The sequence below is a fragment of the Nonomuraea sp. NPDC049646 genome (assembly GCF_044465525.1).
Taxonomy (GTDB): Bacteria; Actinomycetota; Actinomycetes; order Streptosporangiales; family Streptosporangiaceae; genus Nonomuraea.
Genome location: NZ_JBITLU010000016.1, coordinates 186,186 through 207,674 on the forward strand (window position 1 = coordinate 186,186; position 21,489 = coordinate 207,674).

Here is a 21,489-nt window from a genome sequence, read left to right on the forward strand (position 1 = left end):
TGTGGTTATGTGATCACAACGAACGCGTCAGCGGTCGTCGTTGGGGTTCATTGACGGGGTTTCGCTGAGGCGAGCCGACTCGTCCAGGATGTCGGCGCCCTTTTCGCGCAGCGCTGCGACGTGCTGACGCCCATGGTGGGCGCAGAACAGCAGCTCCCCACCAACAGGCAGGGTCGCGCGAATGTAGGCCTGGGCGCCGCAGCGGTCGCAGCGGTCGAGGGCCGTCAGCGGCTTAACGGGGGCGAGAGCTCCAGTCACGTATCGCCTTTCGGGTCACCCCCGCCGAAGCGAGGATCTGGCGTCAGTCACTTGAGACAACATCTAACCGGACGTGGACGTTCCCAACCTCCGCCTCGCTACGCCCAGAGCAGAATGTGTCCGAAAGTAATGGTGATCAGCCGGTTGGTAACGGCAAACGTGTCGCCATGGCAAGCTTGTACGCGCGCCTGAGGGAAGAACGGTAGGCTGCGCACACGTGTTCGATGCTTAGACCAGGGGAGCAAGAGTGACGGTAGTGGAGGCGGGTTACACAGCTCGTCACCTGTCGGTGCTTGAGGGCCTCGAGGCCGTACGCAAGCGGCCGGGCATGTACATCGGGTCCACCGACAGCCGCGGGCTCATGCACTGCCTCTGGGAGATCGTGGACAACGGCGTCGATGAGGCCCTGGCCGGCCACTGCGACCGCATCGAGGTCGAGCTCTACGCCGACGGCTCCATCGAGGTGCGGGACAACGGCCGCGGCATCCCCGTTGACATCCACCCCAAGACCGGCCTGGCCGGCGTCGAGCTCGTCTACACAAAGCTTCATGCCGGCGGCAAGTTCGGCAGCGGCTCCTACGGCGCCTCCGGCGGCCTCCACGGCGTGGGCGCCTCCGTGGTCAACGCCCTGTCCTCGCGACTCGACGTCGAGGTCGACCTCGACGGGCGGGTCCACGAGATCAGCTTCAGGCGCGGCGTGCCCGGCGTCTTCGACGGCGACGGGCCCACGGCCAAGTTCAAGAAGAAGTCCGGACTGCGGATCGGCGGCAACCTGCCCAAGAACGTCACGGGCACCCGTGTGCGCTTCTGGGCCGACAAGCAGATCTTCCTGCCCGACGCCGAGGTCTCGCTCGACGAGATCCACGTGCGCCTGCGGCAGACCGCGTTCCTGGTGCCCGGCCTGACCCTGGCGGTCTTCGACAGCAGGGGCGAGGAGCGCACCGGCGAGGAGTTCCGCTTCGACGGCGGCATCTCCGAGTTCACCGAGTTCCTGGCCCGCGACGAGCCCGTCTGCGAGGTGCTGCGGCTGCAGGGCGTGGGCCACTTCCACGAGACCGTGCCGGTCCTCGACGACCAGGGCCACATGACGCCCACCGAGGTGCAGCGCGAGCTCACCGTCGACGTGGCGGTCCGGTGGGGCAAGGGTTACGAGTCGACCGTGCGCTCGTTCGTCAACGTGATCGCCACGCCCAAGGGCGGCACGCACCTGACCGGTTTCGAGCGCGGCCTGGTCCGTACGATCAACGAGCTGCTGCGCGAGACCAGGCTGCTGAAGAGCGGCGACGACCCGGTCAACAAGGAGGACATCTCCGAGGGGCTGACCGGCGTGGTCACCGTCCGGGTGCCCGAGCCGCAGTTCGAGGGGCAGACCAAGGAGGTGCTCGGCACCTCCGCGGCCACCCGTATCGTCTCCCACGTGGTCTCGCGCGAGCTCAAGGAGCTGTTCGCCAACCCGCCGCGCGGGTTCAAGCAGCCGCTGCGCGCCGTGCTGGAGAAGATCGTCGCCGCCGCCAAGGCCCGCATCGCGGCCCGCGAGCACCGCGACAACCAGCGGCGCAAGAGCGCTCTGGAGAACTCCGCGCTGCCCGCCAAGCTGGTCGACTGCCGCAGCGACGCCGTCGACCGCAGCGAGCTGTTCATCGTCGAGGGCGACTCCGCGCTCGGCACGGCCAAGCTGGCCCGTGACTCCGAGTTCCAGGCGCTGCTGCCGATCCGCGGCAAGATTCTCAACGTGCAGAAGGCGTCCGTGAGCGACATGCTCAAGAACGCCGAGTGCGCCGCGATCATCCAGGTGGTGGGGGCCGGGTCGGGGCGTTCGTTCGACATCGAGGCGGCCCGCTACGGCAAGGTCATCCTCATGGCGGACGCCGACGTCGACGGCGCGCACATCCGCTGCCTGCTGCTCACCCTGTTCCACCGCTACATGCGGCCGATGGTGGAGGCCGGCCGGGTGTTCGCGGCCGTGCCGCCGCTGCACCGCATCGAGCTCACCAACCCCGGGCGCGGCAAGGAGAAGTACATCTACTGCTACTCCGACGCAGAGCTGCAGAAGGTCCTGCGCGACCTGGAGCGGCGGGGCAAGCGCTGGAAGGACCCGGTGCAGCGGTACAAGGGCCTGGGGGAGATGGACGCCGACCAGCTCGCCGAGACCACGATGGACCCGCGGCACCGGGTGCTGCGCCGGGTGCGCATCGAGGACGCCGAGGGGGCCGAGTCCATCTTCAGCCTGCTGATGGGGAGCGACGTGGCGCCGCGACGGGAGTTCATCGTCAGCAGCGCGGCCGAGGTCGACCGCGACCACATCGACGCCTGAGCCTGGCGGCGCCCACCCGGGGTCGTATGCCTGAACCCCGGGTTTCGGCGACACCTGGCTCAAGAAAGGTCTCGGGCCCAAGGGGCTCGGAACCTCGCGCGCACGCCCTCGGCGTCGGACCTCGCCGGTAGGAAGCCACCGGTCTCAACGTGACCTTGGGTTCCGCAATGGCCTCCCATGTGTCCTCGGCCGCAAGATGAGTCCCCGTGTCATCGGGCTGTGCGCTGGCCGGGCTTCAGGGGCCGCCGAACGGCACTTGGGGCGGATCGAGCCCGCTGACGCCGGATTCACGAGGACATCGGATTCGGGACGGCATCGAGTCAGGGAGACGCCGGGCTGAGGAGAACGCCGGATTCGGGACGGCATCGGGCTCAGTGCGGCATCCGGCTCAGGGGGACACCTAGGGCCTGGGAACGGCACCCCGGCATCTGGGCTTCTGGCCCGAAGAGTGCGGCGTTGCCGGCGGATGGCGCGGGGCTGGCTTGAGCAAGCCTTCATGGGGGGGCGGCGCGTGCCTCTCGGCGGATGTGCGGGCGCTGCGTGTTCGGTTGGGCGATGGGCCGCTCGGCAATCCCGGCGGCTCGGACGTTAAGGCCCTGCCACCGGTCGGAAAGGGCCCTTCGCTGCCGCCACCCGAGGGTCCGTCCTGGTGGCACGCCGGTCCTGAGACGTTGAGGGGCTTGCGGTGGCGCGCTCTCTCTCGCACGTGGTCTCTCCCTAGGCACCTCCGTCTCGCAGGGCACCGACCGTTCAGCCGGTTGGGAGGGCTTTTGCAGCGCGCCTAGGTTCCCTGTGCCGCCGCCGAGATGAGCAGCGGGTGTGGGGCGCTCGGGCCCGTTCATGACCTACGTCGAGTCCGTCGTCCGGGTGTCGGGACCAGCCATCACCCGTAACCTGCGCTCCTTCGGTGTGCCAGTGATGGACGTGGGGCCGGTCATCATAGTGGGCCCACTTGTAACTGCATGTCGCGCTTGGAGCATTTAGGAGCTTCCGCGAGCGGTCCCACGCCAGACCGGTAACGGCCTCAAGGCTCTCAGGGCCTCAGATGGGGCGTTCTGGCCGCGGTCGGCGCCTGGGCGCTCAAAGGGGGTTCTGGAGCCTCCTGGGGCCTGCTAGCGGGGTTGATGGGCTTGCTGGCGGGCTTCCGGGTTCGTGGCGGCGCGGCGGGGTGGAAGAACGCAGAGGGGCGGGAGACGGCCGAGGGCTGTGAGGGGGCGGACGGGGTGTCGACAGGAGGCTCGGGCTGCGAAGGGCAGTGGTTGCAGGCCGGGCGACAACGGGTCGGTGAAGCGTGGCAAGACTGGGGAGCGAGGTAGGGGGTCCTGGGGCCCTGTATCGGGACGGTAAGCGCCAGCTACGTAGTGTCATCAACGGGTCGAAGGGGTACGGGCGGGACGCAGCCGTTTCGCGGGTCACCAGGGACGAGTCCTGCCAGATCCCCCACGAAGTTCAAGGCCCATGGGCAGGGAGAGGGACGGCGATGGGGGTGACCGCGGGGGCGGCGGTGGATCTGGGGGCGGCGCGCATGCAGATGGCGTTGTCGCTCGGCTGGCACATCATCATCGCCTGCCTCGGCGTCGGCATGCCCGCCATCACCCTGCTCGCCGAGTGGCGGGGCCATCGCACCGGCGACAACAACTACCGGTTGCTGGCGCGACGCTGGGCCAGGGCGCTCGGGGTGCTGTTCGCGGTCGGCGCGGTCTCGGGGACGATCCTGTCGTTCGAGATGGGCCTCCTGTGGCCGGGCATGATGGGCGTGTACGGCGAGGTCATCGGCCTGCCGTTCTCGCTGGAGGGCATCGCGTTCTTCGTCGAGGCCATCTTCCTCGGCATCTACCTGTACGCCTGGGACCGCCTGCGGCCCGTCCCGCACCTGCTGGCCGGGATCCCGATCGTGGTGGCGGGGGTGGCCAGCGCGTTCTTCGTGGTCGCCGCCAACGCCTGGATGCAGCAGCCCACCGGGTACGAGGTCGCGGGCGGCCGGATCGTGGCCGTCGATCCGTGGGCGGCGATGTTCAACCGGGCCACGCCGCCCCAGACGGTCCACATGATCCTGGCGGCGTTCATGGTGGCCGGGTTCCTGATGGCCGGCGTGTACGCGGTCGCCATGCTGCGCGGCCGCCGCGACCGCTACCACCGGCTGGGCCTGCTGCTGCCGCTCACGGTCGCGGCGGCCGTCACGCCCGTGCAGATCGGCGTCGGCGACTGGGCCGCGCACTTCGTGGCCGAGTACCAGCCGGTCAAGCTGGCCGCCATGGAGGGCGTGTTCCGCACGGGCCGCGGCGTGCCGCTGCACCTGGGCGGCATCGCGGTGGACGGCGAGCTGAGGTACGCCCTGGAGATCCCCTACGGCCTGTCCCTGCTGGCCCACTGGAACCCGCACGCGGAGATCACCGGCCTGGAGCAGGTGCCGCCCGCCGACCGGCCGCCGGTCAACATGGTCCACTGGGCGTTCCAGATCATGGTGCTGCTGGGCTTCGGGCTGCTGCTGCTCGGGGCCTGCCTCGCGGTGTCCTGGAAACGACGGCGTGACCTGCCGGAGTCGCCGTGGTTCCTGCGCGCCGCCGCGCTGTCGGGCGTGGCGGCCGTGCTGGCGCTGGAGAGCGGCTGGGTGGTCACCGAGGTCGGACGCCAGCCGTGGATCGTGTTCCGGGTGATGCGCACGGCGCAGGCGGTCAACCCCGCGCCGGGCCTGGTGTACGGGTTCGCGCTGGTCACGGCCGTCTACGTGGCCCTGACCGTGGCCACCGTGTACGTGATGCGCCGACTGTCCCGCGACGTGCCGGTGCCGCTGGCGCCGCAGGAGCCCGACGTCACCGGCTACAAGGTCGTGTGACGATGCCGCTGCCGCAGATCATGCTGGCCGTCCTGTGGGTCGGGCTGACGGCGTACGTCCTGTTCGGGGGCGCCGACTTCGGCGGCGGCGTGTGGGACCTGCTGGCCGGCGGCGCCGAGCGCGGCCGGCGGCGGCGGGACCTGGTGGAGCACTCCATCGGCCCGATCTGGGAGGCCAACCACGTGTGGTTGATCTTCGTGATCGTGCTGGCCTGGACCGGCGTGCCGTCGGTGTTCGCCTCGGTCGCCTCCACTCTCTACATCCCGCTCACCCTGGTGGCGCTGGGCGTGATCGGGCGCGGCGCGGCGTTCGCGTTCCGCAAGGTCTCCTCGCGGCTGTGGCAGCGGCGGCTGTTCGGCGCGACCTTCGCCTTCTCCTCGGTGGTGACCCCGTTCTTCCTCGGCGCCGCGGCGGGCGGCATCGCCTCCGGCCGGGTGCCGCCCGGCGTCGCCAAGGGCGACCTGGTCGGGAGCTGGGTCAACCCCACGTCGATGGCGGTCGGCGCGCTGGGCGTGGGCACGGCCGCGTACCTGGCCGCCGTCTACCTGACCCGCGACGCCCAGCGCGGCGGCCAGGAGGACCTGGCCGAGGAGTTCCGGCGGCGGGCGCTGGGCTGCGGGGCGGTGGTCGGCGTGCTGGCGGCGGTGAGCCTGCTCGTGCTGCGCGCCGACGCGCCCGCCCTGTTCGCCGAGCTGACCACCGGCCGCGCCCTGCCGCTGCTGACGCTGTCGGCACTGGCCGGGCTGGCCTCGCTGGTGCTGCTGTGGCGGCGGGCCTATCTGGCGGTACGCCTCAGCGCCGCGCTGGCCGTGACCGGGCTGCTGTGGGGCTGGGGCGTGGGGCAGTACCCCGTGCTGCTCCCCGGCCTCACCCTCGACCAGGCCGCGGCCACCGACGCGGTGCTGGGGGCCAGCCTCGGGTCGCTGGCCGTCGGCGCGGTGCTGCTGGTCCCGTCGTTGTGGTGGTTGTACGCCACCTTCCAGCGCGAGCGCGACGAGGTCAGTCGCCGACCGGCGTGAGCAGGCCCGTGCGGACGTCGTAGATCGCGCCCGTCACCGGCATGCCGTCGGGCAGGAACGGGGTCGTGCGGATCCGGGTGAGGTCGTGGCGCAGCGCCTCGCCCTGGTCGGGGACGGTGTGGAACTCCAGGCTGCGCGTGTCCACCCCGCGGGCGCTGGTCAGGTCGTGCACGTCGGCGTCCGTCACCTTGGTCATCCCGCAGTCGGTGTGCGGCATGACCAGGACGCGCTCGACGCCGAGCAGGTACACGGCCAGCACCAGCGTGCGCAGCACGTCGTCGGTGACCCGCGCGCCCGCGTTGCGCAGGATCTTGGCGTCGCCGGGCTGCAGGCCCAGCAGGCCCAGTGGGTCGATGCGGGAGTCCATGCAGGTCACCACGGCAAGCCCGCGGGCTGCCCGGCCGGTGAGCCCGGAATCGCCGAAGTCCTTGGCGTACTTCGCGTTGGCGGCATACAGGTCGTCGAACGCAGTCATGCCTCAGATCTTCCCTCACGTCCCAAAGATGATGCTTTCCGGGGTGGCGACTGGCGCGAGTTCCCGAAGGTCCCACGAAATTCACTCACCTTGAGTGATGATGTCGTCACCATCTGTACGTCGTCGAAGAAGGTCAGTCGTGAGTAGGTCCGAATCGCTCGCCGCGTATCTCCGCGCTCAGGCCCGGCGCCGCCTCGACCGTGTGGAGTCCAACGACGACGGGCGCAACGCCAGATGCGCGCTGGCCCTGCTCGACACCGCCGCGTACGCCGCCGGCCTGCCCGAGGACGACCCCATCATCCTCATGCTCGACCAGGCGGGCTGCTACGGGCCGCTCGGCTGCGAGGAGTTCGACCCGGGCGAGGCCGGGGTCCGGCTGATCCGGTCGTGGACCGGCGGCGAGCCCCACGAACTCCTGCTCGCCCTGCCCGCCGCCATCGAGGCCGCCGCCTCCGCCTGACCGTGTTCAGGCTGCGGTCAGGCCCTGTTCAGGCCGTGGGCTCGTTCCCCGGCCGCCACTTGATGCCGCAGCCGATCGAGGCGCGCTGCTCGGCCGGGACGGGATCGCCCGCGAGCAGCGCGTCGACCGCCGCCCGCAGCGAGGAGCCGGTCACCGGGATTGAGTTGCCCGGACGCGACCCGTCGAACTCGCCCCGGTAGACGAGCCGCAGGTCGCCGTCGTAGAGGAAGAAGTCGGGCGTGCAGGCCGCGCGGTAGGCCTTGGCGACGTCCTGGGTGTCGTCCAGCAGGTACGGGAACGGGAACCTCGCGCGCCGGGCCTGTTCGGCCAGGTGTGTGGGATCATCGTCGGGGTAGTTCACGCTGTCGTTGCTGCAGATGCCCACCACCGACAGCCTGGAGCCGTAGCCCGCGGCCAGCGTGCCGAGGCCCGTCTCGATGTGCCGTACGTAGGGGCAGTTGTTGGACAGGAAGACCACGAGCGTGGCGGGGGAGCCCTTGAGGTCCGCGAGCGAGACGCTGCCGCCGTCGATGGCGGTGAGGTCGAAGGAGGGCGCGGGGGAGCCCAGGGGAACCATGAACGAATTGGCAGCCATGACCCTCATTCTCGTCGGCCGGGACGCCGGCGAAACAAGTCCAGGAGGTGAATGATGGCCGGCATCGCGGAGTTCCGCACGACGGTCCTCGACTGCCCGGAGCCGCGGGCGCTCGCCGAGTTCTACTCGCGCCTGCTCGGCTGGCCCGTCACGTACGACGACGACGACTGGGTGGTCGTCGAGGACGGCGGCTCGCCCAAGCGCCTGGCCTTCCAGCGCGTGCCCGGCCACCGGCCGCCGACCTGGCCTGAGGGCGACCGGCCGCAGCAGCTCCACATCGACGTCACCGTCACCGACCTGGACAAGGCCGAGCGGCAGGTGCTGGAGATCGGCGCGACCAAGCACGAGCGGCAGCCGAGCGAGGACGACAGCTTCCGGGTCTTCCTCGACCCCGCCGGCCACACGTTCTGCCTCTGCCGCGACTGACGCAGGCCCGTCCCGCGCGGGCGGGACGGGCCTGCGGTCAGCCGGCGATCACTCCTCCTCGGCCGCCGCCGGCGGCGCCGCGCCGGGCTCGGGGCCCGCGGCCAGGGCGCCGCCGACGGCGCCGATGGTGTGCGTCAGCCGCACGCCGGAGCCGTCGCGGCGGCCGATCTCCTCCGGCAGCGGCACCGGCTTGCCCACCGCCGACACGGCCTTGGCGGGCGCGGGGCCGGCCCAGGCGAGCAGCAGCTCGTCCTCGCCCTTCAGGAACCGCTGGGCCCGCACGCCGCCGGTGGCCCGGCCCTTGGACGGGAACTCGGCGTAGTCGGAGACCTTGCCGCCCCCGACCTGCGTGCCCGGCAGCGCCGTCGAGGACCCGGCCACGGTGACCACCTGCGCCGGACGCGAGGGGTCGACCACGCCGAACCAGATCACCCGGGCGCCGTCGTCGAGCCGGATGCCGGCCATGCCGCCGGCCGGACGCCCCTGAGGACGCACCAGCGAGGCCGGGTAACGCAGGAGCTGGGCGTCGGAGGAGATGAAGACCAGGTCGTGGTCCTCGGAGTCGAGCTCGGCGGCGCCCACCACGGTGTCGCCGTCCTTGAGGGTGATGACTTCGAAGTCGTCGCGGTTGGCCGGGTAGTCGGGCACCACCCGCTTGACCACGCCCTGGGCCGTGCCGATCGCCAGCCCGGGGCTGTCGGGGTCGAGCGAGCCGAGGCCCACGACCTTCTCGTCGGGCTGCAGCGAGACGAACTCGGAGACCGGATGGCCGCCCGACAACGTCGGCGGGTTGGCCGAGGGCGGCAGCGTCGGCAGGTCGACGACCTGGACCCGGATCAACCGCCCGAACGACGTCACCACGCCCACCTCGCCGCGTACGGACGTGCGCGCCACCGACACCAGCACGTCGTGCGCCGAACGGTCGCCCTCGCCCGCCAGCGGAGCCGCGTCGGAGGTGCGGGCCAGCAGCCCCGTGGAGGACAGCAGCGCCCAGCACGGGTCGTCGGCCACCTGGAGCGACACCACCGGCGTGCGGGCCACGCCCGGCGCCTCCAGCAGCACGGTACGGCGCGGCGTGGCGTACTTCTTGGCCACCTCGGCCAGCTCGCCCGAGACCACCTGCCGCAGCTTCGCCTCCGAGGACAGGATCTCGGTGAGCGCCGCGATCTCCGCGCTCAGCGTCTCCTTCTCGCTGTCGAGCTCCAGCTTGTCGAACCTGGTCAGCCGGCGCAGCGGCGTGTCGAGGATGTAGGCGGCCTGGATCTCGGTCAGGTCGAAGACCTCCATCAACCGGGCGCGGGCCTGCGCCGAGTCGTCGGAGGAGCGGATGACCTGGATGACCTCGTCGATGTTGAGCAGCGCGATGATCAGGCCGTCGACCAGGTGCAGGCGCTCCTCGCGCTTGCGCCGGCGGTACTCGGACCTGCGCCGCACGACCTCCAGGCGGTGGTCGACGTAGACCTGGAGCAGCTCGCGCAGGCCGAGCGTGCGCGGCTCGCCGTCGACCAGGGCGACGTTGTTGATGCCGAAGGTCTCCTCCATCGGCGTGAGCCGGTAGAGCTCCTCCAGGACGGCCTCGGGGATGAAGCCGTTCTTGATCTCGATGACCAGGCGCAGGCCCTTGTGCCGGTCGGTGAGGTCCTTCAGGTCGGCGATGCCCTGGAGCTTCTTGCTGGTCACCAGCTCCTTGATCTTGGTGACCACGCGCTCGGGGCCGACGTTGTAGGGCAGCTCGGTGACGATGATGCCCTTGCGGCGCGGCGTGATCTGCTCGACGGCGCACCTGGCCCGCATGCGGAACGTGCCGCGCCCGGTCTCGTAGGCGTCGCGCACGCCCTGGAGCCCGATGATCGAGCCGCCGGTCGGCAGGTCGGGGCCGGGCACGAACTTCATCAGCTCGTCGAGCGTGGCGTCGGGCTTCTTGATCAGGTGGCGGGCGGCGGCCACGACCTCGGCGAGGTTGTGCGGCGCCATGTTGGTCGCCATGCCGACCGCGATGCCGGTGGTGCCGTTGACCAGCAGGTTGGGGAACGCCGACGGCATGACCGTGGGCTCGGTCTCCTGGCCGTCGTAGTTGGGCTTGAAGTTGACGGTGTCCTCGTCGAGCGACTCCACCATGAGCATCGCCGCCGGGGCCAGCCTGGCCTCGGTGTACCGCATGGCGGCCGGCAGGTCGTCGGGGGAGCCGAAGTTGCCGTGGCCGTCGACCAGCGGCAGGCGCATCGAGAACGGCTGCGCCAGGCGCACGAGGGCGTCGTAGATGGCGCTGTCGCCATGGGGGTGGAGCTTGCCCATGACGTCGCCGACGACGCGTGAGGACTTGACGTGGCCGCGGTCGGGACGCAGCCCCATCTCGCTCATGGAGTAGAGGATGCGCCGCTGCACCGGTTTGAGGCCGTCGCGCGCGTCGGGCAGAGCCCGCTGGTAGATCACCGAGTAGGCGTACTCGAGATAGCTCTTGCGCATCTCGGAGGAGACGTCGATGTCGACGATCCGCTCCTCGAAGTCCTCAGGCGGGGGTGCAGTCGTACGTCGGGCCATGTCGAACATTGTGCCGAAGAGACTCGGGTGCCCGCGACTCGTCGGCGCGCCGCCCCGGTCTTGACCAAGCAATTGCTTGGGTCTTACCGTCGGAGGCGAGGACCCCGTCCCCCCGCCTCCGGAGGCTTCGCCATGATCGAGTTCCATCCCGTGACCAAGCACATCGGCGCCGAGGTCACCGGGGTCGATCTGCGCAAACCCCTCTCCCCGGAAGACGTCGCGACCCTGCGCGAGGGGTGGCTGCGGCACCTGGTGCTGTTCTTCCGCGACCAGCACATCGACGACGAGCAGCACCTGCAGTTCGCGCTCAACTTCGGCACGCTCAACCATCCGGCGTTCAAGAAGGACTCCGGCAGCCCGATCCACGTCCTCGACCAGACCTCCCCGAAGGGCGAGGGCGGGGACGAATGGCACAGCGACAACACCTTCGAGCCCACGCCGCCGATGGGCTCGCTGCTGCGCTGCATGCAACTGCCGAGCGTGGGCGGCGACACCTGCTGGGCCAACACCTACCTGGCCTACGAGACGCTGTCGCCGTCGATCCAGCGGCTGTGCGACGAGCTGACCGCCGTGCACGACATCACGATGTCGATGAAGAAGGCGATCTCCAAGGGGCACCCGTTCGACCTGGCCGAGATCCAGGCCAAATGGCCGCCGATAGAGCGCCCGGTGGTCCGCGTGCACGCCGAGACCGGGCGCAAGGCCCTGTTCGTCAACCGCGCCTCCACCACCCGCCTGGTGGGGCTGACCGACCGCGAGAACGAGGCCCTGCTGCCGCTGCTCATCGACCACATCCGCTCGCCCGAGTACCAGTGCAGGCTGAACTGGCGTCCCGGCACGCTGGCCTTCTGGGACAACCGGCCCACCCAGCACTACGCGGTCGCCGACTACACCGAACGCCGCCGCATGCACCGCGTCACGATCAACGCCTTCCCCGAGCACGCGGACGAGGAGCGCCTCACAGCTTGAGCGAGACCCAGCCCGACAGGGCGAAGAACAGGAGCAGCAGCGCCTCCACGCCGTAGACGATGTTGCGCCCGGTAGGGCCGGCCAGCACGTACGCCACAGCGGCGAGCGTGCAGCCGACCAGGAGGAGCACGTCCACCACCCCGAGCACGATCGCCAGCGCGAGGCGCGCCAGGAACCACAGGAAGCCCAGGCCGAACCAGCTCGACATCGTGGAGTCGTCGTAGGCCCACCTCGACAGCGCCATGGGGGAGTAGAAGGAGGTGTCCCAGTACTCCTGCCAGCGCTCCCCGATGCCCGCCGACCGCTCCTTGACGGTGGCCTCGGCGTTCTTGAACTCGACGGTCTGCACGGTGCCGTTGGTCACGTCGATGAGCACCTGACGGCGGACGACCTGGATGACGGCCGTGCCGTTCACCACGGCCATGAACTCGCCGGAACCGCTGTTGACCTTGTAGATGTGGTCGAACCCCGCCACGTCCGGCCTGTCGGGGCTCCTGCGGGCGTCGCGGACGATCACGTAGAAGGCGTCGTCGTCGGCCTCGGGCAGGTTGTACGCGGCGCCGATCGAGAAGACGCCGACCGGCGTGACCAGCGAGGTCTCCCCCGAGACCTGCACCCTGCCGTCGCTGCCCCACTCCAGCTTCACCGGCAGGAAGGCGGGGTGGTAGGACGCCTTCACGTCGGTCCCGGCGCAGCCCGCCGTGGTGAGGATCAGGACGGCCAGCACCACCCGGGCCATCATCTCGAAGTGATCTTTCGTGTTCCTCCGGCGACGCGCCGCCGGTCCGACCGGGGTGTGGACAAGCCCCGTCATCAGCCCTCCTGGGGGGCGAAAGCGCTTGACGACTGCTCAACGTCCCGCCCGGCCGCCCGGTTCCGTACGACGGGCCAACGCGGGCCGGGACGCGCGATCGGCCTGTTCCGTCGGTGGAAGCTGGTAATAAGGGGGACATGATTGAAGCCCCCGACGCGGCGATGCTGCGCGAAGAGGCCGAGGAGCGGCTGCGAGCCCTGGCCGGCGACCACGCCCGGCTGCGAGACGACCAGTGGTCCGCCATCGAGGCGCTCGTGCTCGACCGGCGCAGGGTCCTCGTCGTGCAGCGCACCGGCTGGGGCAAGTCCGCCGTCTACTTCGTGGCCACCGCCCTGCTGCGCGAGCTCGGCGAGGGCCCCACGGTCATCGTCTCGCCGCTGCTCGCCCTCATGCGCAACCAGATCGCCGCCGCCGAGCGCGCCGGGATCAGGGCCGTCACCATCAACTCCGCCAACCCCGAGGCGTGGGAGGAGATCTACGGCCAGGTCGCCGAGGGCATGGTCGACGTGCTGCTGGTCAGCCCCGAGCGGCTCAACAACCCCGACTTCCGCGACAACGTGCTGCCCGAGCTGGCCGAGAGCGCCGGGCTCGTGGTCGTCGACGAGGCCCACTGCATCTCCGACTGGGGCCACGACTTCCGGCCCGACTACCGCCGGCTCGCCACCCTGTTCGACGAGCTGCCGCCCGGCATCCCGGTGCTGGCCACCACCGCCACGGCCAACGCCCGCGTCACCCGCGACGTCGCCGAGCAGATGGGCGAGGGCACGTTCGTGCTGCGCGGCCCGCTGGAGCGCGAGAGCCTCCACCTGAGCGTCGTCAAGCTGCCCTCGGCCGAGCAGCGCCTGGCCTGGCTGGCCCAGACCCTGCGCGAGCTGCCGGGCTCCGGCATCGTCTACACGCTCACCGTCGCCGCCGCCCACGAGATCGCCGGCTACCTGCGCGAGCAGGGCCACGAGGTGGCCGCCTACTCCGGCCAGACCGACCCGGCCGAGCGGCTGGCCGCGGAGGAGGCGCTGCTCAACAACAAGATCAAGGCGCTGGTCGCCACGAGCGCGCTCGGCATGGGGTTCGACAAGCCCGACCTGGGCTTCGTCGTGCACGTCGGCGCGCCGCAGTCGCCCGTCGCCTACTACCAGCAGGTCGGCCGGGCCGGGCGCGGCGTCGAGCGGGCCGAGGTCATCCTGCTGCCCGGCACGGAAGACCGCGAGATCTGGGCCTACTTCACCTCCCTGGCCTTCCCGCCCGAGCCCGTCGTGCGCGCCACGCTCCAGGCGCTCGAACAGGGCGGCGTGATGTCCACCCAGGCCCTGGAGACCGCCGTCGACCTGAGCCGCAGCCGTCTGGAGATGATGCTCAAGGTCCTCGACGTCGACGGCGCCGTGCGCCGGGTCAAGGGCGGCTGGGAGTCGACCGGCGAGCCCTGGGCCTACGACACCGAGCGCTATGCCCGCATCGCCGCCGAGCGCAAGGCCGAGCAGGACGCCATGCTGCGCTACCTGACCACCGAGGAGTGCCGCGAGCAGTACCTGCGCAGGCACCTCGACGACGACACCGCCACGCCCTGCGGCCGCTGCGACAACTGCACCGGCCGCCACCGCTCGCCGGAGATCGCCGCCCAGGCCGTCGAGACCGCCCGCGAACGCCTGAGCAGGCCCGGCGTCGAGATCGAGGCGCGCCGGCAGTGGCCCACCGGCCTGGCCGACCTGTCCGGCAGGATCAAGCCCGAGCTCGGCGCGGAGCCGGGCCGCGCGCTCGGCCGGCTGACCGACATCGGCTGGGGCAACCGGCTGCGCGAGCTGCTGGCCGGAGCCGACGGGCCGATGGCCGACGACATGTTCAAGGCCGTCGTCCAGGTGTTGTCGGCGTGGAGCTGGCAGGAGCGGCCGGTGGCCGTGGTCAACGTGCCGTCGGCGACGCGCCCGCAGCTCGTGCGCGGCTTCGCCGAACGGCTGGCGCAGGTCGGCCGGCTGACCTACCTGGGCGAGCTGGGCTACCGGGCGGGGTCGCCCGGCCGGCAGTTCAACAGCGCCAAGCGCGTCCAGGCGATCAGGGGCACGCTGGCGATGCCGAAAGAGCTCGGCGCGGCCATCGCCCAGTGCGGCGGCCCGGTGCTGCTGGTCGACGACCGCGTGGACACGGGCTGGACGATGACCCTGGCGGCGGCCCTGATCCGGCACGCGGGCGCGCCGGCGGTGCTGCCGCTCGCGCTGGCCACCACGTCCTGACCGGCCGGTAGGCGTCCCGGCCGGGGCAGGGAAGCCCGGCCGGGGAGCGGGTCAGAACGGCGGGCGCGCGCCCAGGTGCATGATGGCCTTGGCGGCGAGCCGGCACCCGGCGGCCAGCGACTCGGCCGGCGGCTTGCCGGCCAGCCACGGCGGCAGGAACCCGGCCGAGAACGCGTCACCCGCGCCCGTGCCGTCGACGATCTTGTCGACCGGCTCGGCGGCCACCCGGACCGGGTCGGGGCGGCCGTTGCTGAACCACAGCGCGCCCTCGGCGTTCATCTTGATGACGACCTGCGGGAACCACGCGGTGAGCACCTTGGCGGCGGCCTCGGCGTCGTCGCGGCCGGTCAGCACCTTGGCCTGGTCGATGTTGGCGAACAGCAGCTTCGCGCCGTTGGTCCATTCGAGGAACGGCTCGGCGCCCGTGCGCTCCAGCGGCGCGGAGGAGGCGCAGTCGACCGAGATCGACATGCCCGTGCGGCGCGCCATGTCGAGCGCCGCCAGACCGGCGTCGCGCGAGCCCTCGTTGACCAGCGTGTAGCCCGACAGGTGCAGGTGGGCGCCCGAGGCGAACAGGTCGCGCGGCAGGTCTTCGGGGGACAGGGCGGCGTTGGCGCCCGGGTCGGAGAGCATCGTGCGCTCGCCCTTGTGCGTGACGAGCACCACGCAGGTGCCGGTGGGCCGCTCGGGGTCCATGACGAGCCGGGCGTCGACGCCGTAGCCCATCAGCTCCATGTCGCGGTTGCGGCCGGTGATGTCGGCGCCCCGGCGGCCGATGAAGGCCACCTCCGCGCCCTCGACGGCGAGCCACGAGGCGATGTTGGCGCCGGAGCCGCCGCCGTGCATCGTCACGATCGCGGGCGTGTCACTCGCCCTGGCGAGCGCGTAACGGGCGCGTGCGACCGCGTCGGTCATGAGATCGCCCACCACGACGACCCGCGTCATGATGCCACCACCTTGCTGCCTTCAGAACGACCCTGGCCACGGCAAAACTAACAGCTTCCGGGCTGTTCGTGGGGCTGACCCCGGACACCGGGCAGCAGTCGATGCACAAGCGTTGCCCAAGAGGCCCGCCGGTCTTGGCATGTGGGATGCGGGTTTACGCTCGTGGCGTGGAGGCACAGTATCCGGCTCACTGGGAGGCCGACGTCGTCCTGGCCGACGGGGGCACCGCGCACGTGCGCCCCATCAGGCCCGCCGACGCCGACCGTCTCCGTGCTTTCTACTCCCGTCTGTCGGCCGAGTCGATCTATTTCCGGTTCTTCGGCCCCCGGCCCCGGCTGTCCGACCGCGACGTCGAGCGCTTCACCAACGTCGACTACGTCAACCGCGTGGCCCTCATCGCCACCATCGGCGCCGAGATGGTCGCGGTCATCCGCTACGACCGCACCGAGCCGGGCGAGGCCGAGGTCGCCTTCCTGGTCGAGGACGCCCACCAGGGCAGGGGCGTGGCCTCCGTCCTGCTGGAGCACCTGGCGGCCACGGCCCGCGAGCGCGGCATCGAGCGGTTCGTCGCCGACGTGCTGCCCGCCAACATGAAGATGATGGGCGTCCTGCGGCAGGCCGGCTACACCGCCCAGAGCCAGTTCGCCGACGGCGTCGTCCGCATGACCCTCGACCTGACCCCGACCGAGACCTCGGCGGAGGTGACGACCTCGCGCGAGCACCGGGCCGAGTCGCGCTCGATCGCGCGCCTGCTGGCCCCCGGCTCGGTCGCGGTCATCGGCGCCTCGCGCGAGCCCGGCGGCGTCGGCCAGACCGTCCTGCGCAACCTGCTGGCGGCCGACTTCAGCGGCCCGGTCTACCCCGTCCACCGGCAGGTGCGGGCCGTGGCGGGCGTGCGGGCCTACCCCAGCGTGACCGAGATCGACGGCGAGGTCGATCTCGCGGTCGTGGCCGTGCCCGCCGAGGGCGTCCTCGACGTGGTCAAGGAGTGCGCGGAGAAGGGCGTCCACGGGCTGGTCGTGGTCTCCTCCGGGTTCGGCGAGACCGGCGCGTCCGGCCGCGCCCGGCAGGACGAGCTGGCCCGCATCGCCCGCTCCTACGGCCTGCGCGTGGTCGGCCCCAACTGCCTGGGCATCGCCAACACCGACCCGGCCGTCAAGCTCAACGCCACGCTGGCCGCCACCGTGCCGGGCCGCGGCCGGGTGGGCTTCTTCAGCCAGTCCGGCGCGCTCGGCACCGCGCTGCTCCAGCGCGTGGCCCAGCGCGGCATGGGCATCTCGTCGTTCGTCTCGGCCGGCAACCGCGCCGACGTCTCGGGCAACGACCTCCTGCAGTACTGGGAGGAGGACGCCGCGACCGAGGTCATCCTGCTCTACCTGGAGTCGCTGGGAAACCCGCGCAAGTTCACCCGGCTGGCCAGGCGCATCGCGCGCAACAAGCCGATCGTGGTGGTCAAGAGCGGCGGCACCCCGGCCGGCCACTCGGCCGAGGAGCTCGGGCTGCCCGACTCCGCGATCAGCTCCCTGTTCGCCCAGGCCGGCCTGATCAGGGTCGACGACCTCATCCAGCTCTTCGACGTGGGCCAGCTCCTGGCCTACCAGCCGCTGCCCGCCGGGCCCAGGGTCGCGCTGGTGACCAACTCCGACGCGCTCGGCCTGCTGGCCGCCGACTCCTGCCTGGCGGCCGGCCTCGAACCGCGCCCGCCGGTCAACCTGGGCGCCGCGGCCGGGCCGGCCGAGTTCGGCGCGGCGCTCGCCGGCGAGCTGGCCGCCGACGAGGTCGACGCGGCCGTCGTGATCTACATGCCGCCGATCCCCGGCGAGTCGGACGAGGTGGCGGCCGAGCTGCTGCGCGTCTCGCAGGAGTCCGCCAAGCCGGTGCTGGCCACGTTCCGCGGGCACCTCGGCATGCACCCGTCGCTGCGCGTGCCCGGCTCCTCCGGCGGCACGCCCGCGCGGGGCTCCATCCCGTCGTACGCGGCGCCGGAGGAGGCGGTCAGGGCCCTGGCCCACGTGGTGCGGTACGCCACCTGGCGGGCGCATCCGGCCGTGCCGCCGCCCGAGCTCGACGGCCTCGACACCGCCCGCGCCCGCGAGCTGGTGCTGGCCGCGCTGTCCGGCGCCCCGGCCCCGGCGGGGGAGGAGCCGGGCGGGTTCGCCGAGCCGGGCCCGCCGGTCGAGATCGACGCCACCGAGCTGCTGTCCGCCTACGGGCTGACCGTCTGGCCCGCCGAGGTCGTTCGCTCGCCCGAGGAGGCCGTGGCCGCCGCCGAACGGCTCGGCTGGCCCGTGGTGCTCAAGGTGGCCGACCCGGGGGCCTCGCGCCGCGCGGGCACCGTACGCCTGGGGCTCACCGGCCCCGAGATGGTGCGCCACGCCTACGCCGAGTTCGCCGACCAGCTCGGCGAGCGGGTCGAGCTGGCCGTGCAGCGCATGGCGCCGCAGCCGGCCGTGCCCACCGTCGTGGGGGTCGTCGAGGACCGCGCGTTCGGGCCGGTGGTCTCGTTCGGGCTCGGCGAGGTGACCGCCCGCCTGCTGCTCGACCAGGGCTTCCGGCTGGCCCCGCTGACCGGCGAGGACGCCGCCGCCCTGGTGCGTTCCGTACGCGCCGCCCCGCTGCTGTTCGGCCAGTACGGCTACCCGCCCGTCGCCGTCCCCGCCCTGGAGGAGCTGCTCGTACGGGTGGGCCGCCTGGCCAACGACCTGCCGCAGGTGGCCCGGCTCGACCTCGACCAGGTGCTGGTGGGCGAGTCGGAGGTGCTGATCCTGGGCGCCCGCGCCACCCTGCGCACCCCGGCGGGACCACGCCTGGACGGCGGCCCGAGACGGCTCTCCTGACCGCACGCACAATGTCGTTCATGTCTAGACAAAGACGTTCATAGAGCGTTATGTCTGGCGGGTGAGTGCACTGCGCGGCCCTGGCAGGATGGAGGCATGAGGGAAACCCGAGTCTCAGCCGCGGGCCTGCGTGAAGCGATCGAGCGCAGCGGCTACTACCCCGACCTCGTCACCGATGCGGTCGAATCCGCGCTGGGCAAGGAGGCCGTGACCGCGTTCGTGGTCCACCACGAGGCCACCTTCGATCCCGCCATGGAGGTTCGCAGGCACGTCACCGTCCTGGTGCTGTCGACGACGAGGCTGCTGGTCTGCCACACCGACGAGCACCCGGCGGTCGAGGGCGTCTCGGCCTCCCACGCGTCCACGACCACCGAGGCGGTCCGGCTGAGCCGCGTGCAGTCGGTGGCCGTCACCCGCGTGGTGCCCGACCCTGCCTCCTACGTGCCGGGCGTCCCGCCCACGGAGGTCACCCTCACCATCGGCTGGGGCGCGATCTCCCACGTCGACCTGGAGCCGGCCACCTGCGGCGACGAGAACTGCGACGCCGACCACGGCTACACCGGCGCGATCACGGCCGACGACCTGTCGCTGCGGGTCAGCGAGGCGGCCGACGGCCCTGAGGCGGTCACCCACGTGCTGGCCTTCGCCAAGGCACTGTCCGAGGCCACCGCCCGAGCCGCCGCCTGACCCCGACGACCCGCCGCTCGGCGCACCACCCGGCCGCCCCGGTCACCGCCAGGGCCGCAGCCTGACCACCCCCGGTCGTCACGGCCGCAGCCTGACCGCCCCCGGTCACCGTCAGGGCCGCCGCCCGGCCACCCGCGGCCACTAGGATGTGGGGATGCTGCCGGACTACGGCGCCGGGTCGCTGGCGGACCTTCCCGGTTCGCTGCTGGCCGCCCTCGGCCTGACCGAGCCCAACCCGCTGGCCCTCGACCCCGCGGCGCGCGTCTGCCTGCTCCTGGTCGACGGCCTGGGGGCCGAGCTGCTCCGCGCCCACCCCGAGACCGCCCCCTTCCTGTCCGCCCTGCCCGCCCGCACCCTCACCGCCGGTTTCCCCGCCACCACCGTCACCAGCCTGTGCTCGCTCGGCACCGGCCTGACCCCGGGCGAGCACGGCATGGTCGGCCTGACGCTGGCCGTCCCCGGCACCGGCCACCTGTTCAACTGCCTGCGCTGGACCCTCCCCGGCGGCCGGACGATGGACCCCGAGGAGTGGCAGCCCGCCACCACCGTCTACCAGCGGGCCGCGGCCCAGGGCGTCGACGCCGTCTACGTGGCCCCCGCCGAGTTCGAGGGCTCCGGCCTGACCAGGGCCGTCTACCGCGGCGTGCGCCACGTGCCCGCCGACGGCGTCGACGACATCGTCGCCCGCGTCGGCGAGGCGCTGCGCGGCGCGCCCCGCGCCCACGTCACCGCCTACTACGGCAAGCTCGACGCCGTCGGCCACATGTCCGGATGGGGTGGCGAGGAGTGGCTGGCCGAGCTGGCCGTCGTCGACGGCCTGGCCCGGCGGCTGGCCGAGTCGCTGCCGCCCGGCTCGGCCCTCTACGTCACCGCCGACCACGGCATGGTCAACGCCACCGAGAAGCTCGACGCCGAGCGCGTGCCCGCGCTGACCGAGGGCGTCGCGCTGCTCGGCGGCGAGGCCCGGGCCAGGCACGTCTACGCCGAGCCCGGCGCCGCCGGGCACGTCCTGGAGGCGTGGCGCGCGACGCTGGGCGAGCGCGCCTGGGTAGTGTCCAGGCAGGAGGCGGTCGAGTCCGGCTGGTTCGGGCCCCGGGTGCGAGAGGCGTGGCTGGGCCGCATCGGCGACGTCGTGGCCGTGCCCCGCGCCGGTCTGGCCGTCACCGCTCCCACCCGCCATCCGATCGAGGCGCTGTTCACCGGCTACCACGGCTCGCTGACCGCCGCCGAGCTCAACGTCCCGCTGCTGGAGGTTTCCACCCGATGAGTGCGCTGATCACGCCCGCCGAGCTCGCCGCGCTGCCGGAGGTGTCCGTGCTCGACGTGCGCTGGCGGCTCGGCGGCCCGCCCGGGATCGGACTCTACCGCGAGGGGCACCTCCCGGGCGCCGTCTTCTGCGACGTCGACGCCGACCTCGCCGCGCCCCCCGGCCCCGCCGGCCGCCACCCGCTGCCGGGCGCCGACGAGTTCCAGCGGGCCATGCGCGCGCTGGGCGTCCGCGACGGCCGCCCGGTCGTGGTCTACGACGACGCCGGCTCCACGACCGCCGCGCGCGCCTGGTGGGCGCTGCGCTTCTTCGGCCACACGTCCGTACGCGTGCTCGACGGCGGCCTGGCGGCCTGGACCGAGGCCGGCCTGCCGGTCACGAAGGACGAGCCCGAGATCGCGCCGGGCGACTTCACTGCCAGGCCCGGCGGCATGCCGACGCTGACCGCCGACGAGGCCGCCGCGGTGGCCGCCGAGGGCGTGCTGCTCGACGCCCGCGCCGCCGAACGTTACCGGGGCGAGGTCGAGCCCGTCGATCCGGTGGCCGGGCACGTGCCCGGCGCGGTGAGCGCGCCCACGACCGGCAACGTCGACGCGGGCGGCAGGTTCCTCGCCCCCGCCGTCCTGCGCGACCGCTTCGCCGGGCTGGGCGTGCGCGAGGGCGTCCCGGTGGGCGCCTACTGCGGGTCGGGGGTCACCGCCGCCCACGAGGTGCTGGCCCTGGAGCTGGCCGGCGTGCCCGCGGCCCTCTACGTCGGCTCCTGGTCGAACTGGGTCGCCGACCCCGCCCGCCCGGTGGCCACCGGCTGACGCCCGAACGCG

Annotated in this window: 17 protein-coding genes; 11 read left to right on the top strand and 6 right to left on the bottom strand. The window is 72.2% G+C overall.

Features of this window, described 5'->3' with window-relative positions; translation table 11 throughout:
• Positions 1-27: 27 nt before the first annotated feature.
• On the bottom strand, positions 28-258 hold the full coding sequence (locus ACIBQ8_RS38860) for a hypothetical protein (protein WP_125639804.1): 231 nt from the start codon (positions 256-258) through the stop codon (positions 28-30).
• 247 nt (positions 259-505) lie between these two features.
• Between ACIBQ8_RS38860 and ACIBQ8_RS38865 the strand changes: the two genes are divergently transcribed.
• From ACIBQ8_RS38865 to ACIBQ8_RS38875, 3 genes are all read left to right on the top strand, one after another.
• Positions 506-2,572: a type IIA DNA topoisomerase subunit B gene (locus ACIBQ8_RS38865; protein ID WP_397178036.1), complete on the top strand. Its 2,067-nt coding sequence runs from the start codon at positions 506-508 to the stop codon at positions 2,570-2,572.
• Between the two features lie 1,480 nt (positions 2,573-4,052).
• Positions 4,053-5,408: a cytochrome ubiquinol oxidase subunit I gene (locus ACIBQ8_RS38870; RefSeq protein WP_397194545.1), complete on the top strand. Its 1,356-nt coding sequence runs from the start codon at positions 4,053-4,055 to the stop codon at positions 5,406-5,408.
• A gap of 2 nt (positions 5,409-5,410) precedes the next feature.
• Positions 5,411-6,427 carry a cytochrome d ubiquinol oxidase subunit II gene (locus ACIBQ8_RS38875; protein WP_397194546.1) on the top strand — a complete coding sequence of 339 codons (1,017 nt, stop codon included), beginning with the start codon at positions 5,411-5,413 and terminating at the stop codon, positions 6,425-6,427.
• Here the strand turns inward: ACIBQ8_RS38875 and ACIBQ8_RS38880 are convergent.
• Positions 6,408-6,902 carry a beta-class carbonic anhydrase gene (locus ACIBQ8_RS38880; RefSeq protein ID WP_397178033.1) on the bottom strand — a complete coding sequence of 165 codons (495 nt, stop codon included), beginning with the start codon at positions 6,900-6,902 and terminating at the stop codon, positions 6,408-6,410. The two genes, ACIBQ8_RS38875 and ACIBQ8_RS38880, sit on opposite strands and share 20 nt — an antisense overlap.
• 139 nt (positions 6,903-7,041) lie before the next feature.
• Between ACIBQ8_RS38880 and ACIBQ8_RS38885 the strand changes: the two genes are divergently transcribed.
• Positions 7,042-7,362 (top strand): hypothetical protein, encoded by a 321-nt coding sequence (locus tag ACIBQ8_RS38885; RefSeq protein WP_352357718.1) that lies wholly within the window; start codon positions 7,042-7,044, stop codon positions 7,360-7,362.
• 28 nt (positions 7,363-7,390) lie between these two features.
• Here the strand turns inward: ACIBQ8_RS38885 and ACIBQ8_RS38890 are convergent, their stop codons facing one another.
• A complete protein-coding gene (locus ACIBQ8_RS38890; protein WP_397194547.1) occupies positions 7,391-7,957 on the bottom strand; it encodes a thioredoxin family protein in 567 nt (188 codons plus the stop codon).
• Positions 7,958-8,008: 51 nt separating this feature from the next.
• On the opposite strand from ACIBQ8_RS38890, the gene ACIBQ8_RS38895 reads away from it, so the two are divergent.
• Positions 8,009-8,383, top strand: coding sequence for a VOC family protein (locus tag ACIBQ8_RS38895; RefSeq protein ID WP_397194548.1), 375 nt, complete (start codon positions 8,009-8,011; stop codon positions 8,381-8,383).
• Between the two features lie 48 nt (positions 8,384-8,431).
• Here ACIBQ8_RS38895 and ACIBQ8_RS38900 read toward each other — a convergent pair whose 3' ends face one another.
• The gene (locus tag ACIBQ8_RS38900; protein WP_397178030.1) at positions 8,432-10,924 is read right to left on the bottom strand and encodes a DNA topoisomerase (ATP-hydrolyzing) subunit A; all 2,493 of its coding nucleotides are present in this window, start codon (positions 10,922-10,924) and stop codon (positions 8,432-8,434) included.
• Positions 10,925-11,056: 132 nt separating this feature from the next.
• Here ACIBQ8_RS38900 and ACIBQ8_RS38905 point away from each other — a divergent pair, with 132 nt between their 5' ends.
• Complete coding sequence (locus tag ACIBQ8_RS38905) at positions 11,057-11,893, top strand: TauD/TfdA dioxygenase family protein (protein WP_397194549.1); 837 nt, start codon at positions 11,057-11,059, stop codon at positions 11,891-11,893.
• Here ACIBQ8_RS38905 and ACIBQ8_RS38910 read toward each other — a convergent pair.
• Positions 11,883-12,707, bottom strand: coding sequence for a hypothetical protein (locus tag ACIBQ8_RS38910; RefSeq protein ID WP_397178028.1), 825 nt, complete (start codon positions 12,705-12,707; stop codon positions 11,883-11,885). The two genes, ACIBQ8_RS38905 and ACIBQ8_RS38910, sit on opposite strands and share 11 nt — an antisense overlap.
• 137 nt (positions 12,708-12,844) lie before the next feature.
• On the opposite strand from ACIBQ8_RS38910, the gene ACIBQ8_RS38915 reads away from it, so the two are divergent.
• Positions 12,845-14,932, top strand: a complete 2,088-nt coding sequence (locus tag ACIBQ8_RS38915) for a RecQ family ATP-dependent DNA helicase (protein ID WP_397178027.1) — start codon at positions 12,845-12,847, stop codon at positions 14,930-14,932.
• A 51-nt stretch (positions 14,933-14,983) separates the two neighbouring features.
• On the opposite strand, the gene ACIBQ8_RS38920 is transcribed toward ACIBQ8_RS38915, so the two are convergent.
• Positions 14,984-15,877 carry a sugar kinase gene (locus ACIBQ8_RS38920; RefSeq protein ID WP_352323632.1) on the bottom strand — a complete coding sequence of 298 codons (894 nt, stop codon included), beginning with the start codon at positions 15,875-15,877 and terminating at the stop codon, positions 14,984-14,986.
• Positions 15,878-16,044: 167 nt separating this feature from the next.
• Between ACIBQ8_RS38920 and ACIBQ8_RS38925 the strand changes: the two genes are divergently transcribed.
• The 4 genes from ACIBQ8_RS38925 (at position 16,045) to ACIBQ8_RS38940 (ending at position 21,477) form a co-directional block, all read left to right on the top strand.
• A complete protein-coding gene (locus ACIBQ8_RS38925; RefSeq protein WP_397194550.1) occupies positions 16,045-18,714 on the top strand; it encodes a GNAT family N-acetyltransferase in 2,670 nt (889 codons plus the stop codon).
• 96 nt (positions 18,715-18,810) lie between these two features.
• Positions 18,811-19,401, top strand: coding sequence for a DUF5998 family protein (locus tag ACIBQ8_RS38930; protein ID WP_352323634.1), 591 nt, complete (start codon positions 18,811-18,813; stop codon positions 19,399-19,401).
• Between the two features lie 154 nt (positions 19,402-19,555).
• A complete protein-coding gene (locus tag ACIBQ8_RS38935) occupies positions 19,556-20,668 on the top strand; it encodes an alkaline phosphatase family protein (protein WP_397194551.1) in 1,113 nt (370 codons plus the stop codon).
• Positions 20,665-21,477, top strand: coding sequence for a sulfurtransferase (locus ACIBQ8_RS38940; protein WP_397194552.1), 813 nt, complete (start codon positions 20,665-20,667; stop codon positions 21,475-21,477). Before ACIBQ8_RS38935 ends, ACIBQ8_RS38940 begins: the two co-directional genes overlap by 4 nt.
• Positions 21,478-21,489 lie beyond the last annotated feature (12 nt).